Consider the following 15,802-nt stretch of genomic DNA (forward strand, 5'->3'; position numbering starts at 1 on the left):
GTTATGAAACGACGTTTAACGTTGTATTTTTTTGGCTAAGGTTTACCTTTGTATTCATCACAAACCAACTAAATAAAAGCACAAGAGATGAAACTAAGTATAAAAGTGACAAAGCAACATAACTTGTGATCAAATATGTGCACATCAACATAGCTAATAATGAAAAACACAATAATTCAATCGCGCCAACTAAAGCACTTGCAGTTGCGGCAGATTGTTTAAACGAAGTTACGATTAAATGGATACAACATGGATAATATGTACCAAATGCAATCATTAATAAACTATAGCTAAACAAACTTGAAAATAGTGAAAATGGCAAAACATATAGTGTTAGCCCTGAGAGGAAAATAAGAGGCCAAAACATAAGTAACATAATTTTAAATGAAAGTTTCTTTTGTAATATTTTTGCCAAAACAGTGCCTAATACTAAGCCTAATGTTGGGATCATCATAGCTGTACCATATTGGGCAGCAGACAAATTAAATTTTTCTTGTAACTCAAATGGATAATAGATTTGTGAGGTTAAATACAAAAAAGTGGGTACCCATTTAAATGCCGCTATACTCAAAAACTTTGATTGTATAATTAAATTCTTATACTCATTAAACATAGCTAAAAACTTCAATTTTTGTGTAACAGCTATTGCTTTGTTATTAGATAAAAAGAAAAAACCAATAAACCAAATAGATAAAAAATATACAGTAACGACTAAAAAAAGAATTTGCCAATTGAATTGTGTGGCTATTACACCACCAAACCAAGGAGCAATCACTGCAACTAAACTCGCCGCTATCGATAAACTTGCTGTCGCACTTTTTAATGTTTTACCTTCAAGGCTTGAAGCCAATATTGTTCTGCTGATCAATAAAGGCGCTGCCGCTCCTAGACCTTGTAATATTCTTCCGAGCGCAAACATTACTTCATTATGAGCAAAACCTGCGGTCAAACTACCCAATATAAATAATATTTGGCAAAATAAAAAAACAGCTCTATTTCCCAAATAATCACATAATGGGCCTACAACTAATTGAGATACGCCAAGACATATAAAGTAATACATCATAATTTGTTGCAATTGGCTTTTTGTGATATTCAGTGATAAAGCGATATCCGGCATAGCCGGTAAAAATATTTGGCTCGCTAATTGTGAGCAAGATAAAAATAAAATAGCTAAAACTAGCGGCACATGCTTTCTCCTTAAAATTAAAGTACCACTATATTATTTAACTATAGGAATAAAAATGCTGTAATAGGCAAAACATTACTTCTTAACTGGAATGAATCTATGGATTGGTTAACTGCGACTAAAAGTTTTTGCGCTTTAGTAGAACATAAAAGTTTTACTAAAGCCGCACAAGCAATAGAAGTAACACCATCAGCTGTTAGTAAAAGAATTGATTGGCTAGAAAAAGAGCTTGGTTTAAGCTTATTTATTAGAACCACACGTCAAGTGAATTTAACTGAAGCAGGCATTGGTTTCATTCCACGGGCTAAAAGTTTTTTAAATCAATTTAATATTATGATCACTGATACTCAGCAAGAAGCTTCTCATCCCAGTGGTGTATTAAAAATAGCTGCGACCTTAGCTGTCGGCAATACAGTTTTAATGCCACATATTGAAACATTTTTAGCGATTTATCCTCACGTAAAAATTCAGCTTAATGTTTTAACACCTGGAGAGTTACCTGATTTAGAGCACGATTTAGTATTAACTCGTAAGCATGAAGAATTTGACTCTACTGCGCATAAAGGCACTAAATTAGTTGATTATCAGATGAGTTTATTTGGCTCTCCAGAATATATAGAAAACCACAGTGCAATCCTTTCTTTAGCAGATTTGAATAATCATAAAATGATATTAAGTAATTTTTACAGAAAACAAGGCTATTTAGAGTTAGATAATGGAGAGTTTTTTGAATTTACAAACTTCAATTTTGTGACAGATCACCTTGAGGCAATTTTAATCGCCGCGAAACAAGGAATGGGACTTATATTTATTTCACCTTCTTATATAAAACGAGAGTTAGCAAAAAATCAATTAGTGCCAATATTACCAAATATAAAATCTGCCAGTAAACAACTATGGATATTTTACCCTAATACAGAGTTTACCCCATTAAAAACCAGGCTGTTTATTGATCATTTAAAATCTAAGATGGTCTAACATTTAAGAAGTGTTAAAAATTAAAAGCTTTAAATTATATAACGTGTGGATCTTTAACTTTAAATACAATCGTAAAAGTTGAGCCTATATTTATTTTACTATTAACATGTACAGTCGCCTGCATGCGATCTGCTAAGCTTTTTACTAAAGATAAACCGATTCCTATACCATCTATACAGTTCTCTTTGGCATAGTCTAACCTTAAGAATGGCTCAAATATTAACGCTTGATCTGCGCTATCAATGCCGATTCCAGAATCTTTAATATGCATTTCAACTTCCCCCTCAGTATTAACTGAGGTATAGACCTCAATAAAGCCATTTTTTTTATTATATTTAATCGCATTGTTTAGTAAGTTAACTAAAATTTGACGGACTCTACCAGGATCAGCATAAACAAAATGCTCCTTTTGTTCATAGTCTATGGTTATATTTTGCGCTTGAGTAAAAGGTTGAACCATCACAATACTTGATATAATAATGTCATTTAAGTTGCACTGCTGCCAGTTGACTTCAAATTCATCTTTATTTGAATATACAAAATCCATAATATCTTTTACTAACATAGATAAGTGCAGCCCGGCAGTATTAATATGTTTTAATAAAATTGAATTATCACTATCATCTTGTGTCATATTACATTGTAGTACTTGTGAACCGCCGACAATTGCATTTAAAGGTGTATTGAGTTCATGGCTGATACGAGATAAAAAATCTGATTTCGCCTTATTTGCTTTATCTGCTACATTTTTCGCTGCTGATAGATCTTGTGTTCTCTCCTTTACTTTATCTTCAAGTAAAAGGTGAGATTTAATAATTTCAATTCGAGCATCAGCTAAATTTTTAAGCATTTCTGAAAAAGCATTTTCTATAATGGTTAATTCATTTTCTCTTTTATTATCTAAGTTAATTTTAAATTCATCTAACTCGTCAAAATCCACAGTTTCTATGGCATGAACTAACTTTAATAAAGGTTTGATTAATAACTTGTTGCCAACCCAAACAAATAGATACCATAGGGCAACTGTTTTAATAATGGCATTGATAATAATTAATATCACACCAAATTGTACTCTTTGAATAATAACAGAAGCGTTTGAATATAAAGTAGCGATTCCTACTTTTCTAGATTTACCTCTAAATACATAATTTATTGGAAATTGATAAGAGAATACATCGGTAAATTCAGCGCCAGATACAGCTATGAGCTCTGAATTTTCATTAAATTTTAGTACCTCACCTGTATCCGACTTTATAATGCCTATACCTGTAAATATATCTTCATTTTGTTCTATTTTAACCCCCATAACAATGGGGATTGCTAACATGCCATTAAGTGTATTTATGACTTGCTCCTTATCTAAATTCCAAACCCCTGCACTTAAAACAGGCTCAAATATTTGTTGGTTTATTTTAAGTTCATCTTCGACTGCTTTTTGAGTATGCTTATATTCTATTGCGACTTGTCCGATAGTAATAACAACCGCAACAACACAATAAATAGCAAAAACATAATTGATCAATTGCGTTGCGATTGAATTTTGTTTTATAAACACACTATCAGTCATTTAATGTACTCCCTAGTTTACATGTATTAGGGATCCACTGATGCCAGATATGTTTATTTTCATCAGTCCACTGCTTTGCAGCTTCTTTATAGCTAAGCTTTTTAAAATCAACTGTAGCTGCAAGTGCTGAAATACTTTGATTATCAAAACTAATATTTTTAATAATTTTAAATGCACATGGCCATTTTTTCTTTAAGCCTTTCCATACAGCCTTTTTTAAATAACCATTTTTGGGGTTTCCACAGTCATAATGAAATTCAGGGTTTATTCCCCATTTAGGGTCTATTTCACATTCTTTTTGATACTCAGGAAACTCAACAAATTTCCCTTCATAAACCGCTTCTACCCAATTAGGGCTCCAATTAAATAGTACTATCGCTTTATTGTGTTTCACTGCATCTTTAAGTTCAGACCACAAATCATCAGTTTTCTTAACTGTATCAATTTTAAAATTGAGTCCTAATGCGCGAATGCGCGCAGCTTCTGGTTTTTCCCAAGGTCCTGCAATATAGCGACCTGTATTAGACCCATCATTTGAAAACAAAGCCGAACATTTTTTTAATGCTCGCCAATCTGGTAATCCAGGACATAACAGCTCGACATAACTAGGGTACCACCACTCTTCTCTTGTTGTTGCTTTATGGCTGCCTGCATCAAGTACATTTCCTGATTTAATTACGCGTTCAAACATAGTGGCCATCGTACCTTCCCAGACTTCAATTTGAACATGATCGATCCCTTGAGAAAGAGAACCCCATTGCTCATTTATGGGTGAGAATGAATATTTAGTTTTATATCCAGCTGAATTTAATACTCTGCCTGTGATATGAGCCAGTACAATTTGACTGCTCCAATCATTGATAATGATACTAATTGGTTGTTTATTTTTACTTGTTTTCCCATAGCAGATACTACAAAATAACAATAAAATCAGAAGAGAGATAAAACGTTTAATTATCATGTTTCAAGTCATAAAATGAATAGATTCTTTTTAAGTAAAGCACTTATTCAATACATATCAAATAAGCGCTTAATCTTCATTTATATGAATTTAAAATATCTAAAAACGTAAGGGAAAAATTAAAGGGTGTTTTTAATCGTTGATATTGCGTTTTTGATTTCATCTTTGGATAACGCACCTTCATGAACAAAAATTACTTTTGAAGATTTATCTACAATAATGATAATTGAATTTTCTTTCTTTAATTGCCAAGCTTTTGCAGCTGCACCATTTTCATCTAATACTAAGGATGACCAACTAAATTCTTTTTTACTATCTTGGGCAGACGACTTTACAAAACCACCCGTGCCCCACATTGCATCATCTTGATTAATTATGGTTATAGTTTGATAATCTTTAGTATCAAATTTTTGTGCTGTGATTGACTTCATTAAAGGCGCATTCATTTCTTTTGAAGCACTTCGCCCTGCAATCGCTTGGATCACCCTTACTTTTCCTTGTAACTGTTTTGTATTCCATTTTTCGTATACAACATCATTATCTTTAAGTAAAAGCTCGCCATGGGTTTTAACTTCAACTTGGGGTAATACTTTGTTTAATTTAATGTTATGAGCAAAACATAAATTTGGCACACAACATAATGCTAAAAGTAATTTTTTCATTTTTTATTCTTAAATACATCTATAATATTAATTAGAGTAAAGTTTTTAATAACAATTAGATGTAATTAAATATATTTGTTTTTGTAAAATTGTAATTACCCTAAAAAATATAAAATTGTGCAAACATTTTTTCATCAACCCACTGCCACTGTAAATCTTCAACCACTGCTGATTCAGGTCCTTGAGATAAAAAAACAACAAGTGCTTCGACGTCTTTTTGTTTACCTGTTGCCATGACTTCTACATTGCCATTGCTTAAGTTTTTCGCATAACCATGTAAAGTCAGTTTTTGCGCTTCTTTTTTAGTAGAAGCTCTAAACCAGACACCTTGAACTTTGCCAGATACCATTGCTTTAATCGTTTTATTCATGATTTACCTTTTATTATTTAATGTATTTAGCTTTTTACTTTATTAATTGTTGATAGCACACTAAAATTAGCGCCTTAATTTATAGCAGATAAAACACTGAATTTTAGTCTCAGTATTTGGAAACCATATGTCGTCAATCCTATTTTTACAAGCTGGCCGTGAAAAGTCTTTAAAACGCAAACACCCTTGGATATTTTCAAAAGGGATAAAAAAGATAAAAGGTAAGCCAGGTTTAGGCGATTGTGTCGAAATTCATGATTCAAATGGTAACTATTTAGCGACTGCTGCTTATAGCCCGCACTCACAAATTCGTGCGCGTATTTGGACTTTTGACCAAAATGAAACGATTGATACCGCTTTTTTTGAAAAACGTATTCGTCGCGCACTTTTTGCCAGAGAAGATGCGATTGCACAAGGTGGTTTAACAGGTTTTCGTTTAATTGCAGCTGAATCAGACTCTATTCCAGGTGTAACAATAGATAAGTTTGGTAACTACCTAGTTGGTCAATTTTTAAGTGCCGGAGCTGAACGCCATAAAGGAGAGATAGTACAAGCGCTTCGTAATGTTTTCCCTGACTGTAACATCTATGAGCGCTCAGACGTAGAAGTGCGCAAAAAAGAAGGTTTAGAGCCTATTACCGGCGTACTTTGGGGCGTAGAGCCACCAGAGGTTGTAATTATTGAAGAAAACGGTTTAAAACTTGAAGTTAACATTAAATCAGGACATAAAACTGGCTTCTACTTAGATCAACGTGATAGCCGTGCTGCGTTAGAACGTTTTGTAAAAGATAAAGACGTTTTAAACTGTTTTTCTTATACCGGTACTTTTGGTTTATACGCGCTTCGTGGTGGTTGTTCAAGTGTTACTAATGTTGATGTTTCACAACCAGCATTAGATACAGCAAAACGTAATGTTGAATTAAATGAACTTGATTTAAATAAAGCTAATTTTGAAAAACAAGATGTTTTTAAACTTTTACGCCAATACCGCGAAGATGGTAAAAAATTCGATACTATCGTAATGGATCCACCTAAATTTGCTGATAATAAAGCACAATTAACAGGTGCATGTCGTGGTTATAAAGATATTAATATGATTGCAATGCAAATATTAAAACCAGGTGGCACATTATTAACTTTCTCTTGTTCAGGTTTGATGGAACAAAACCTATTCCAAAAAGTCGTTGCTGATGCCGCATTAGATGCAAACAAAGATATATTATTTATGGAAAGATTGAATCAAGCTGCGGATCACCCAATTGCAGGATTCTACCCTGAAGGTTTTTACTTAAAAGGTTTAATCTGTAAGGTTTTCTAAAAATAATTCTGCTGCGCAGTTTTATTAAAAGCAACTGCGCGGCAGAACATAAATACTTAAAGGTATATACAATAAATCCCTCTAAGTATTTTTTTAATTTTGTATTCTTATTTTTTCGCCACGTAGTGGGCATCAATAAAATTTACGTAGCAAGTTTTATTAGTTTACTTCAATAAACTCCAGCCCAACAAGATACTCTTGCGTCTCAAGACTTGAACAACGTATCACTTTTGCAATCGCATCCAAAGATGGTACGCCATTATTGGTTGAGCCAACTTTTACTTTAAGTTCAGTATTTACTTCTAATGGTTCGTCTAATTCAACTGACATACCTGTGGCACTTAAATCACGACACACGCCATCTATCTCACGACCAGACTCTGAATCAAGTAAAACTAATACTGCTTGTGCATTTACCATCATTCTAAAAAAATTACGCTTATCTTCGTGTAACATACTGCTCCATGCTCCTGTTATCGAGAAATTTATATACTGCAATACCTATAAATTAAAGAGATGTAAAAAAAATGCAAGCTATTATCTTAAAATAATGCCTGCATTTTATTCAATTAGAGTTAATAACTATTAAATCCTTAACTGAGTTCTTTTATTGCATTGATCACCCGCTTAGCTGAAACGGGATATGGTGTGCCTAAAGTTTGCGCAAAAAATGATACTCTCAGCTCTTGTTGCATCCAAAAAATATCTTCTAAAGCTTGCGGCATTTTAACGCCTTTAGGCACCTTTTTAACTTCAGATTTATATAGTTGCTCAACTTTATCTAGCTCTAAAATACATAATCTATCTCGATTAGGATCAATACGTAGTTTTTCTAGCCTGCGATCTACAGCATTAAAGTAACGGATCAAGTCTTTAATTTTTTGAGCGCCAAAACTGCTAATAAAACCTTTAAAAATCAAACTTTCTAGCTGAGATTTAATATCACCATGCGCGTTTATCATAGATAAATCTACACGCCCTTTTAAACGTTTATTAACCCCATGTGCCAACCTCAATACTTGCTCGACATCTATGGCGATCTTAACCACAGTATCATCTAAATTAGCACGAACATGTTCTTTTATTTTTTCAAAATCATCCGCATTTCGAATATCAACTTCACTACTCATATCCTGACACAATTTATCAACACCAGCTGCAATACAATCATCGATTAATTCATTCACTTTACCAAACGGGTTAAAATACAAACCCAATTTTGCTTTATTTGGCAGCTTCTGCTGTAAATATTTAATTGGCGATGGCACATTTAATAAAACTAAACGACGTAAGCCCTGATTATGCGCTGTAATTGCTTTTTCTTCTGAATCAAATAACTCAATTGCAGCGCTGGTTTTTTTATCTACTAACGCTGGGAAAGCTTTGATTTCATAACTGCCTTGTTTTTTAACATAGGCTTTTGGTAATTCGCCAAAATCCCAATGAGTAATATCAGTTTGCTCTATGCCTTTATCTGCTACTTTAGACAAAGTATCTGTTACTTTACCTTGTAATTCACGTTTTAGTTTTTCTAAATCCGTACCACGACCTAAGAGTTTGTCTTTATCACCGCGTACTTCAAATTGCATTCTAAGATGCGTCGCTAAAGCAGAATAATCCCACGCTTGAGGGTCAATTCGCGTACCGCTCATACGTAATAAGTGTTTTGAAATAGCCTCGATAAAACTGCCTTGCATAGGTTCAATTGCACTCATTACAGCATCGGCATAATTTGGTACAGGCACAAAGTTACGTCGAATTGTTTTTGGTAAAGATTTAAGCAAAGCACACACTAATTCATGTCGAAATGCAGGTATATGCCAATCAAAACCAGTTTCTTCCACTTGATTTAATAAAGCCAATGGAATTTGAACTGCAACACCATCAATATCTTTACCAGGATCAAAATGATAACTCAGCGGTAAAATAATGTTATTTTGCTGCCACGTATCTGGATGTTCTGCATCTGTAATATGTTCGGCCTGATGCTGCATCAGGTATTCACGTGTCATATGTAAAAAGCGTTTATCCGTTTGCTTTTGTTTTTTCCACCACGTATTAAAGTCAGTACGGTTATTAATATGCTCAGGTAATCTTTCTACATAAAACTCATAAAGCGTTTGTTCATCAACTAAAATATCACGGCGACGCGCTTTATTTTCTAAACTTTGAATGTCATCAATTAAGTTTTGATTATGCTGTAAAAACCCTTCATTCTGCCCAAGTTCTTGCTCTACTAAAGCAGTGCGGATAAATAAATCACGGCTCACTTTTGAATCAATTTTACTATAAACACAACGGCGTTTATTGACTATCACTAAGCCATATAAAGTTTGTTGTTCAAACGCCATAACACAGCCAGGTTTTTTCTCGTAATGCGGTTCACTATAGCTATGCTTAACTAAATGTGATGCTAATGACTCTAGCCATTTCACATCAATTTTTGCATTAATTCGCGCATAGAGTTTTGAAGTTTCAACAAGCTCAGCCGACATTAACCATTTTGGGCTCTTTTTAAATAAACTAGAACCTGGAAATACATAAAACTTAGAGTTTCTTGCACCTACAAATTGTCTATCTTCATCTTTAAAACCAATATGACTTAACATGCCAGATAAAAGTGCTTTATGTATTACTTCGCCATCGGCATTTGTTTGATTAACTTTAAAGCCCATTTCCTGACAAATCGTCACTAACTGATAAACAATATCTTGCCATTCACGAACACGCATATAAGCTAAGAAGTCTTTTTGACATAAACGTCTAAATTGATTGCGATTTAAGTCTTGCTGTTGTTCATCTAAATAACGCCATAGGTTTAAAAATGCGACAAAATCAGAATCAGGGTCGCTAAATCGGTTATGCTTTTCATCACTGGCTTGTTTTTTATCTGATGGGCGCTCTCTTGGGTCTTGAATAGACATAGCAGCAACTATAACAATAACTTCAAATAAACCACCTTCATATGCCGCTGTTAATACCATTTTCGCTAATCTTGGATCAACAGGTAATCGACTTAATTCTCGGCCGCTTTTTGTCAGCTTCGTAATGTTGACATGTTTAGCGTGGCGTTCTTTTTTATTTGAAATCGCTTTAAGTTCTTGTAAAAGCGTTAAACCATCGTTGATATTTCGGCTATCAGGGGCTTGAACAAATGGAAATTTTTCCATATCTCCTAAGCCAAGAGAAATCATTTTTAAAATTACAGATGCTAAATTTGTACGTAATATTTCAGGGTCGGTAAATTCAGGGCGACCATTAAAGTCTTCTTCTGAATAAAGTCGAATACACACACCCGCTTCAACACGACCACAACGCCCTTTACGTTGATTGGCACTTGCTTGAGAAATCGCCTCTATTGGTAATCTTTGTACTTTAGTACGTGCACTATATCGGCTAATTCGTGCTGTACCAGGGTCGATAACATACCGAATACCTGGGACAGTTAAAGAGGTTTCTGCAACGTTGGTACTGAGTACGATACGTCGTCCACTGTGACTTGAAAATATACGGTTTTGTTCTGCATTAGATAGACGTGCATACAAAGGTAATACTTCAGTATGGCGTAAATTACGCTTAGTTAATGCATCAGCTGTATCGCGAATTTCACGTTCACCATTCATAAAGATAAGAATGTCACCTGGCCCTTCATGCATTAATTCATCAACGGCATCAAAAATACCTTGTAGTTGATCGCCCTCACCTTCTGATTTTTTATCATTATCTTTAACACTGTAATCAGATATTGGGTTGTAACGCACTTCTACCGGATACGTACGACCTGATACTTGTATAATAGGTGCGTTATCAAAATGCTTTGAGAATTTTTCAGGATCGATTGTTGCTGACGTGATAATTACTTTTAAATCTGGGCGTCTAGGTAAAAGCTCTTTTAAATAACCTAAAATAAAATCAATGTTTAAGCTGCGTTCATGGGCTTCATCAATAATGATGGTATCGTATTGATTTAAAAACTTATCTTGTTGAATTTCAGCAAGTAAAATACCATCAGTCATCAACTTTATATAGGTTTGTTCTGTTACTTGATCACTAAAACGAATTTTATAACCAACTTGCTTACCAAATTCAGTATTAAGTTCTTGTGCGATACGTGTACCAACACTTCTTGCAGCTAATCGTCTAGGTTGCGTATGACCAATATAACCTGCAATACCGCGTCCTAATTCTAAACATATTTTAGGTAATTGAGTGGTTTTACCTGAACCTGTTTCACCAGCTAAAATAACCACCTGATTATTAGCGATGGCCTCTTTAATTTCGTCTTTCTTTTGACTGACAGGCAAGTTTTCTGGATAAGTAATTTCAGGAATATTTTGTGCGCGAATTTCGCGACTTAAAATACTCTCTTCAATAGATTGATGTATTTTATTAAGTGCATCTTGCTGTTTAGTTTCGTCTTTTATTTTTTTGACACCATCAATACGGCGCTTAAAAAAGAACTGATCTTTCTTGAGACATTCATTTAATTTTTTGTATAAATCTTTATTATTTATTTTTTGTGGCTCAGACGACATACAAACTTCAGCTTTCAATCTAAAAAAGGACGCTGATTTTACCAAAAAATACTTTTATCGAATAGCGCATTTTGACCTCCTTTATAATTTTCATCTAAATATCCTTTTTGAAGCTTAAAATATTGATAAATATATCGACTTTTTAGCACTTCAAAAAATTTGTATTTTTTGTACTACACTAAATCTATATGTATTAATTTTAACACTAAAACATAAACTTGAATAATAAAGGTTACGCAATTGAATCTCACAGATATGACACTGTTAGAAAAAATGAAAATAACCCAAATAGAGATTTCAAATAGATTTGAAATTTTAGGGCTAAAAAAAATAAACTTTGATATTTTGTTTGCAAATAGAGTGTTAATCGAAGAAAACATTGATTTTATTATTGATAAGTTTTATGAAAAACAAACCCAAAATGAAGAAGTGTCAATACTAATTGGTGATATAGATACATTACAAAAACTCAAATGTGCACAACATGAGTATATTTTAGATTTATTTTCAGGTTGTTATGACAATCATTATGTAAACAACCGTTTAAGAATTGGGCTCGTACATAAAAGAATAGGCGTTGAACCTAAACTTTATATGTCGGCCATGTCCGATTTAAAATATATTTTAAATGAAGTACTTAAAAAGTCTTCAGATGATCATAATTTATTATTGTGTTCACTGGACAAACTCCTCATTTTTGATTCAAGCTTAGTAATTGATACTTATATAGATAGTCTCCTCAATGATGTAATTTCTTCGAAGAAAAAACTTGAAGTTTATGCTAAAAATTTAGAGGAAAAATCAACTGAATTAGAACGTTTAACGCAATTAGATCCTATGACTCACTTGTTTAACCGACGTTCTATGGAAAGATTCTTGACTCGAGAATTAAAAGTGGCAAAAAGACGTAATACACATTTGTCACTTGCTTATTTTGACATCGATGATTTTAAGAAAATAAATGATACAGAAGGACATAACAAAGGAGATCAAGTTATTTTATATTTCAGTAATTTAATGCTCCATAATGTCAGAGAAGTCGATATCCCCTGTAGGGCTGGAGGGGATGAGTTTTGCTTAATATTACCTGAATGTAATAAAGTCAATGCTGAAGTTATCTGTCAGAAAATACTCACTTCTTTTACAAATAAATATCCTAAATATAAAATTAGCGTTGGGATCTCACAAACAGATCCAGAATATAAGAATAATGAATATGACTTAATAAATTTAGCTGATCAAAATATGTATAAGAACAAACTCAATAAACAGGCTAATTAAAGTGCTTAATTTATATTAAGCACTCCATAGGCAAGTTAGTCTTCTTTAAAGATACCAACATAAGTCGCTGATGTATTTGATTTAGAAGCGCGATACATACCCTTGGTATTAAATGGTAAACTGATATTACCTTTAGTATCAATTATTATTACACCACCCGTACCACCAACTGGTAGTAATACATCATGTATGACTTCATTACCTGCTTGTACGATAGTTTTTCCCTGATACTGCACCCGAGCACAAATATCAGCTGCCACGTTATAACGAATAAAATACTCACCATGACCTGTTGCAGATACGGCACAAGAATTATTATCAGCAAAGGTACCCGCACCAATAACCGGCGAATCACCAATACGACCAAAACGTTTTGCAGTCATACCGCCTGTTGATGTACCCGCAGCTATATTACCATTTATATCTAACGCAACTGCACCTACAGTGCCCATTTTATAATTAACGGGTAAGGCTTGATGATTTGCTTGGTAATCTTTATTGCTGTGAGCTGTATCGAGTTTTTTCTTTGCTTTTAATAAAGATTGATATCTGTGTTCAGTATCAAATATTTTATTATCAACTAGCTTTATGCCTTGTTGTTTGGCAAATTCTTCAGCGCCCTCTTTAGCGAGCATTACATGAACAGATTTATCCATAACCAGACGCGCTAAATTAATTGGGTTTTCTATATGTTTAACACCTGCAACCGCACCTGCTTGGCGGTTTCGGCCATCCATGATAGAGGCATCCATTTCGTGCTTACCATCATAGGTATATACAGCGCCTTTACCCGCATTGAAAAATGGCGAATTTTCTAAAATATTAATTGCGGTTGTTACTGCATCTAAACTTTCTCCACCTTCATTTAAAACTCTATAACCTGCTTCCACTGCTTCTTTTAGTTTTGCCCTATATGCTTTTTCTTTTTCGGGGGTAAATTTACTTCTTTCAATTGTTCCTGCACCACCATGAATGGCAATAGCTAAGGGAGCTTCTTTGGCGCTTATGCCACCAGAAAAGCCTGAAGTGCTTAATGCACATATTAAGCTTGCTAAAGTCATTATTTTTTTCATTATACTCTCTTTTTAGTTATCTCTTATTTTTAGTTATACATTCAATTTGAATTAAATATTGAATCAATACAAGAAAATGAGATGAATGATAATTTTAAATTAATATGATTAATTTTTTGAGCTAGATCAAGGTTGTTATAAATCTTAGGCGTAATCTGGATTTATAGAGAAAGGAGATGATAATGCCAGTAAATCAATTATTAGATTCATTAACACAAAAGCAAATTGAATTAATTTCACGAATTAACGCAATCGAAAATGATTTTAAAAAAGGCCGCTCTCAGGATTTTTCAGAGCAAGCAACTGAAACCGAAAATGATCAGGTTTTAGATGAAATTCGTAATGAAGCTAAAAGTGAATTACAGCTAGTTAATGAAGCTATTCGTAAATTAGCAAATGATCAATACGGAGTATGTAGTCATTGCTCTAATGATATTCACCCCGAAAGATTACACGCTTTACCTTATACCCAAACTTGTATCCACTGTGCACATTAGGACGATAATATGAATATAGAAAAACACGACATTCACCATGAATTTCCAGAGTTTAAAGTCGAGATCAGAGATTTAAAAATGAATAATGCGCATTTTTCTCGGTTATTTAAAAATTATCATGAGCTTGATCATGAAGTGATAAGAATAGAAGAAGGTGTTGAAAATACCTCTGATCAATATTTAGATAACTTAAAGTTGAAAAGATTAGCTTTAAAAGATGAGCTATATGCAATGTTAAAGCAACATGCATCGTAACCTTTAAAGTACGCTAAGTTGCGCTTTTATCTTGTCTAAACGAATAATACCGGAGATTATTCTCCGGTATTATAATAATTAGTTTTTAACTTTATCCGTTGATTCTCTGATGATTAATTGCGCTTCAAGCGTTTCCTGATGAAGAGGAAGCTCATCATCTTGCTCTGTAAACTGCTCAATTAATTTACTTAGGGCTGTATATGTCATTTGTTCTACGGGTTGCGCTATTGTGGTCAACCCAGGCCAAATATGACGTGCGATTGGTGCATTATCAAAGCCCGCTATCGACATTTCTTCAGGCACCTTTAAAGAAAGCTGTGAGGCCACTTTTAAAACTGCCGCAGCCATATAGTCATTTGATGCAAATACGGCTGAAGGTCTAGGTGATAGGCTTAATATTTTACGCGCACTGTCTTCACCTGAGTGATAACTAAAGTTACCTTCATCTACAAGTTCAGGTTTAAACTCAATATTATTCTTTTTCAATGCATTTAAATAACCACTAAAGCGCAATGTAGTTGAGCTATGATCTGGGTGTCCTTTGATAAAAGCAATATCTTTATGGCCTAATGAAATCAACAGCTCTGTAATTTCAAATGCAGCTTGTTCATCATTACTTCGCACAGAAATTGAATCATCATCTAATGTACCAGGCGCAACCCTAGCGTAGGGAATATTTTTACTTTTTAAATACTCAAGTACTTCCGTTTTGTCACAAAACGGAGGCGTAAGTACTATGCCATCGAGTCTAGTACGGCGGATCAAAGCATCAATATTATCTAATAATGCTTGGCCTCTTAATTCACATGGATGTATTAAAAGGTTGTAATTTTTCTCGTGGCAGGCAGATAATGCACCCGTTTGAACACGTGTAATATAGCTTTTACTCGGATTATCGTAGATACAGCCAATGATAAAACTTCTATTATGGGCAAGGCCACGTGCGATTGGATTTGGTCTATAATCCAAATCTTTAAATGCCTGTTGCACTTTTTCTCGAGTCGCACTACTCACGTTCGGCTCTTCATTTAATACGCGAGATACCGTTTTTTTAGATACACCCGCATATTTTGCAACACTGTTTATCGTTGCTTTACTCATTTAATTCTCTTTTTA

14 protein-coding genes are annotated in these 15,802 nt (G+C 33.8%); 5 read left to right on the forward strand and 9 right to left on the reverse strand.

Annotation, left to right across the window (positions count from 1 at the left end):
• Position 1: 1 nt before the first annotated feature.
• On the reverse strand, positions 2–1,189 hold the full coding sequence (locus KO527_RS16570; protein ID WP_216041404.1) for an MFS transporter: 1,188 nt from the start codon (positions 1,187–1,189) through the stop codon (positions 2–4).
• 99 nt (positions 1,190–1,288) lie between these two features.
• Here KO527_RS16570 and KO527_RS16575 point away from each other — a divergent pair, with 99 nt between their 5' ends.
• Positions 1,289–2,167: a LysR family transcriptional regulator gene (locus KO527_RS16575; protein WP_216041405.1), complete on the forward strand. Its 879-nt coding sequence runs from the start codon at positions 1,289–1,291 to the stop codon at positions 2,165–2,167.
• A 34-nt stretch (positions 2,168–2,201) separates the two neighbouring features.
• On the opposite strand, the gene KO527_RS16580 is transcribed toward KO527_RS16575, so the two are convergent.
• The 4 genes from KO527_RS16580 to KO527_RS16595 form a co-directional block, all read right to left on the reverse strand.
• Positions 2,202–3,734, reverse strand: a complete 1,533-nt coding sequence (locus tag KO527_RS16580; RefSeq protein WP_216041406.1) for a HAMP domain-containing sensor histidine kinase — start codon at positions 3,732–3,734, stop codon at positions 2,202–2,204.
• A complete protein-coding gene (locus KO527_RS16585; RefSeq protein ID WP_216041407.1) occupies positions 3,727–4,695 on the reverse strand; it encodes an ABC transporter substrate-binding protein in 969 nt (322 codons plus the stop codon). The genes KO527_RS16580 and KO527_RS16585 overlap by 8 nt, the downstream gene beginning before the upstream one ends.
• A gap of 119 nt (positions 4,696–4,814) precedes the next feature.
• Positions 4,815–5,357 (reverse strand): YtfJ family protein, encoded by a 543-nt coding sequence (locus tag KO527_RS16590; RefSeq protein ID WP_216041408.1) that lies wholly within the window; start codon positions 5,355–5,357, stop codon positions 4,815–4,817.
• Positions 5,358–5,457: 100 nt separating this feature from the next.
• On the reverse strand, positions 5,458–5,727 hold the full coding sequence (locus KO527_RS16595) for an acylphosphatase (protein ID WP_216041409.1): 270 nt from the start codon (positions 5,725–5,727) through the stop codon (positions 5,458–5,460).
• Between the two features lie 127 nt (positions 5,728–5,854).
• Here KO527_RS16595 and KO527_RS16600 point away from each other — a divergent pair, with 127 nt between their 5' ends.
• Positions 5,855–7,045 carry a class I SAM-dependent methyltransferase gene (locus KO527_RS16600; protein ID WP_216041410.1) on the forward strand — a complete coding sequence of 397 codons (1,191 nt, stop codon included), beginning with the start codon at positions 5,855–5,857 and terminating at the stop codon, positions 7,043–7,045.
• A gap of 159 nt (positions 7,046–7,204) precedes the next feature.
• Here the strand turns inward: KO527_RS16600 and KO527_RS16605 are convergent, their stop codons facing one another.
• Together KO527_RS16605 and hrpA are read right to left on the reverse strand one after the other, a co-directional pair.
• Complete coding sequence (locus tag KO527_RS16605; protein ID WP_216041411.1) at positions 7,205–7,501, reverse strand: PilZ domain-containing protein; 297 nt, start codon at positions 7,499–7,501, stop codon at positions 7,205–7,207.
• Positions 7,502–7,638: 137 nt separating this feature from the next.
• Positions 7,639–11,580, reverse strand: coding sequence for an ATP-dependent RNA helicase HrpA (gene hrpA / locus KO527_RS16610; protein WP_216041412.1), 3,942 nt, complete (start codon positions 11,578–11,580; stop codon positions 7,639–7,641).
• 240 nt (positions 11,581–11,820) lie between these two features.
• On the opposite strand from hrpA, the gene KO527_RS16615 reads away from it, so the two are divergent.
• Complete coding sequence (locus KO527_RS16615; RefSeq protein ID WP_216041413.1) at positions 11,821–12,861, forward strand: GGDEF domain-containing protein; 1,041 nt, start codon at positions 11,821–11,823, stop codon at positions 12,859–12,861.
• Positions 12,862–12,896: 35 nt separating this feature from the next.
• Here KO527_RS16615 and KO527_RS16620 read toward each other — a convergent pair whose 3' ends face one another.
• Positions 12,897–13,934, reverse strand: coding sequence for an isoaspartyl peptidase/L-asparaginase (locus KO527_RS16620; RefSeq protein ID WP_216041414.1), 1,038 nt, complete (start codon positions 13,932–13,934; stop codon positions 12,897–12,899).
• Between the two features lie 182 nt (positions 13,935–14,116).
• Here KO527_RS16620 and KO527_RS16625 point away from each other — a divergent pair, with 182 nt between their 5' ends.
• Together KO527_RS16625 and KO527_RS16630 are read left to right on the forward strand one after the other, a co-directional pair.
• Positions 14,117–14,431 (forward strand): TraR/DksA C4-type zinc finger protein, encoded by a 315-nt coding sequence (locus tag KO527_RS16625; RefSeq protein WP_216041415.1) that lies wholly within the window; start codon positions 14,117–14,119, stop codon positions 14,429–14,431.
• 9 nt (positions 14,432–14,440) lie between these two features.
• Positions 14,441–14,686, forward strand: a complete 246-nt coding sequence (locus KO527_RS16630) for a YdcH family protein (RefSeq protein ID WP_216041416.1) — start codon at positions 14,441–14,443, stop codon at positions 14,684–14,686.
• 78 nt (positions 14,687–14,764) lie between these two features.
• Here KO527_RS16630 and KO527_RS16635 read toward each other — a convergent pair whose 3' ends face one another.
• Positions 14,765–15,787 (reverse strand): LacI family DNA-binding transcriptional regulator, encoded by a 1,023-nt coding sequence (locus tag KO527_RS16635; protein WP_216041417.1) that lies wholly within the window; start codon positions 15,785–15,787, stop codon positions 14,765–14,767.
• Positions 15,788–15,802: the final 15 nt, after the last annotated feature.

Source organism: Pseudoalteromonas sp. C2R02, assembly GCF_018860845.1.
Classification (GTDB): Bacteria; Pseudomonadota; Gammaproteobacteria; order Enterobacterales; family Alteromonadaceae; genus Pseudoalteromonas.

Bases quoted from the DNA above. Each gene is read 5' to 3' on its own strand.
- KO527_RS16575 (WP_216041405.1), top strand. From the start codon at position 1,289: ATGGATTGGTTAACTGCGACTAAAAGTTTTTGCGCTTTAGTAGAACAT.
- KO527_RS16580 (WP_216041406.1), bottom strand. From the start codon at position 3,734: ATGACTGATAGTGTGTTTATAAAACAAAATTCAATCGCAACGCAATTG.
- KO527_RS16585 (WP_216041407.1), bottom strand. From the start codon at position 4,695: ATGATAATTAAACGTTTTATCTCTCTTCTGATTTTATTGTTATTTTGT.
- KO527_RS16590 (WP_216041408.1), bottom strand. From the start codon at position 5,357: ATGAAAAAATTACTTTTAGCATTATGTTGTGTGCCAAATTTATGTTTT.
- KO527_RS16595 (WP_216041409.1), bottom strand. From the start codon at position 5,727: ATGAATAAAACGATTAAAGCAATGGTATCTGGCAAAGTTCAAGGTGTC.
- KO527_RS16600 (WP_216041410.1), top strand. From the start codon at position 5,855: ATGTCGTCAATCCTATTTTTACAAGCTGGCCGTGAAAAGTCTTTAAAA.
- KO527_RS16605 (WP_216041411.1), bottom strand. From the start codon at position 7,501: ATGTTACACGAAGATAAGCGTAATTTTTTTAGAATGATGGTAAATGCA.
- hrpA (WP_216041412.1), bottom strand. From the start codon at position 11,580: ATGTCGTCTGAGCCACAAAAAATAAATAATAAAGATTTATACAAAAAA.
- KO527_RS16620 (WP_216041414.1), bottom strand. From the start codon at position 13,934: ATGAAAAAAATAATGACTTTAGCAAGCTTAATATGTGCATTAAGCACT.
- KO527_RS16625 (WP_216041415.1), top strand. From the start codon at position 14,117: ATGCCAGTAAATCAATTATTAGATTCATTAACACAAAAGCAAATTGAA.
- KO527_RS16630 (WP_216041416.1), top strand. From the start codon at position 14,441: ATGAATATAGAAAAACACGACATTCACCATGAATTTCCAGAGTTTAAA.
- KO527_RS16635 (WP_216041417.1), bottom strand. From the start codon at position 15,787: ATGAGTAAAGCAACGATAAACAGTGTTGCAAAATATGCGGGTGTATCT.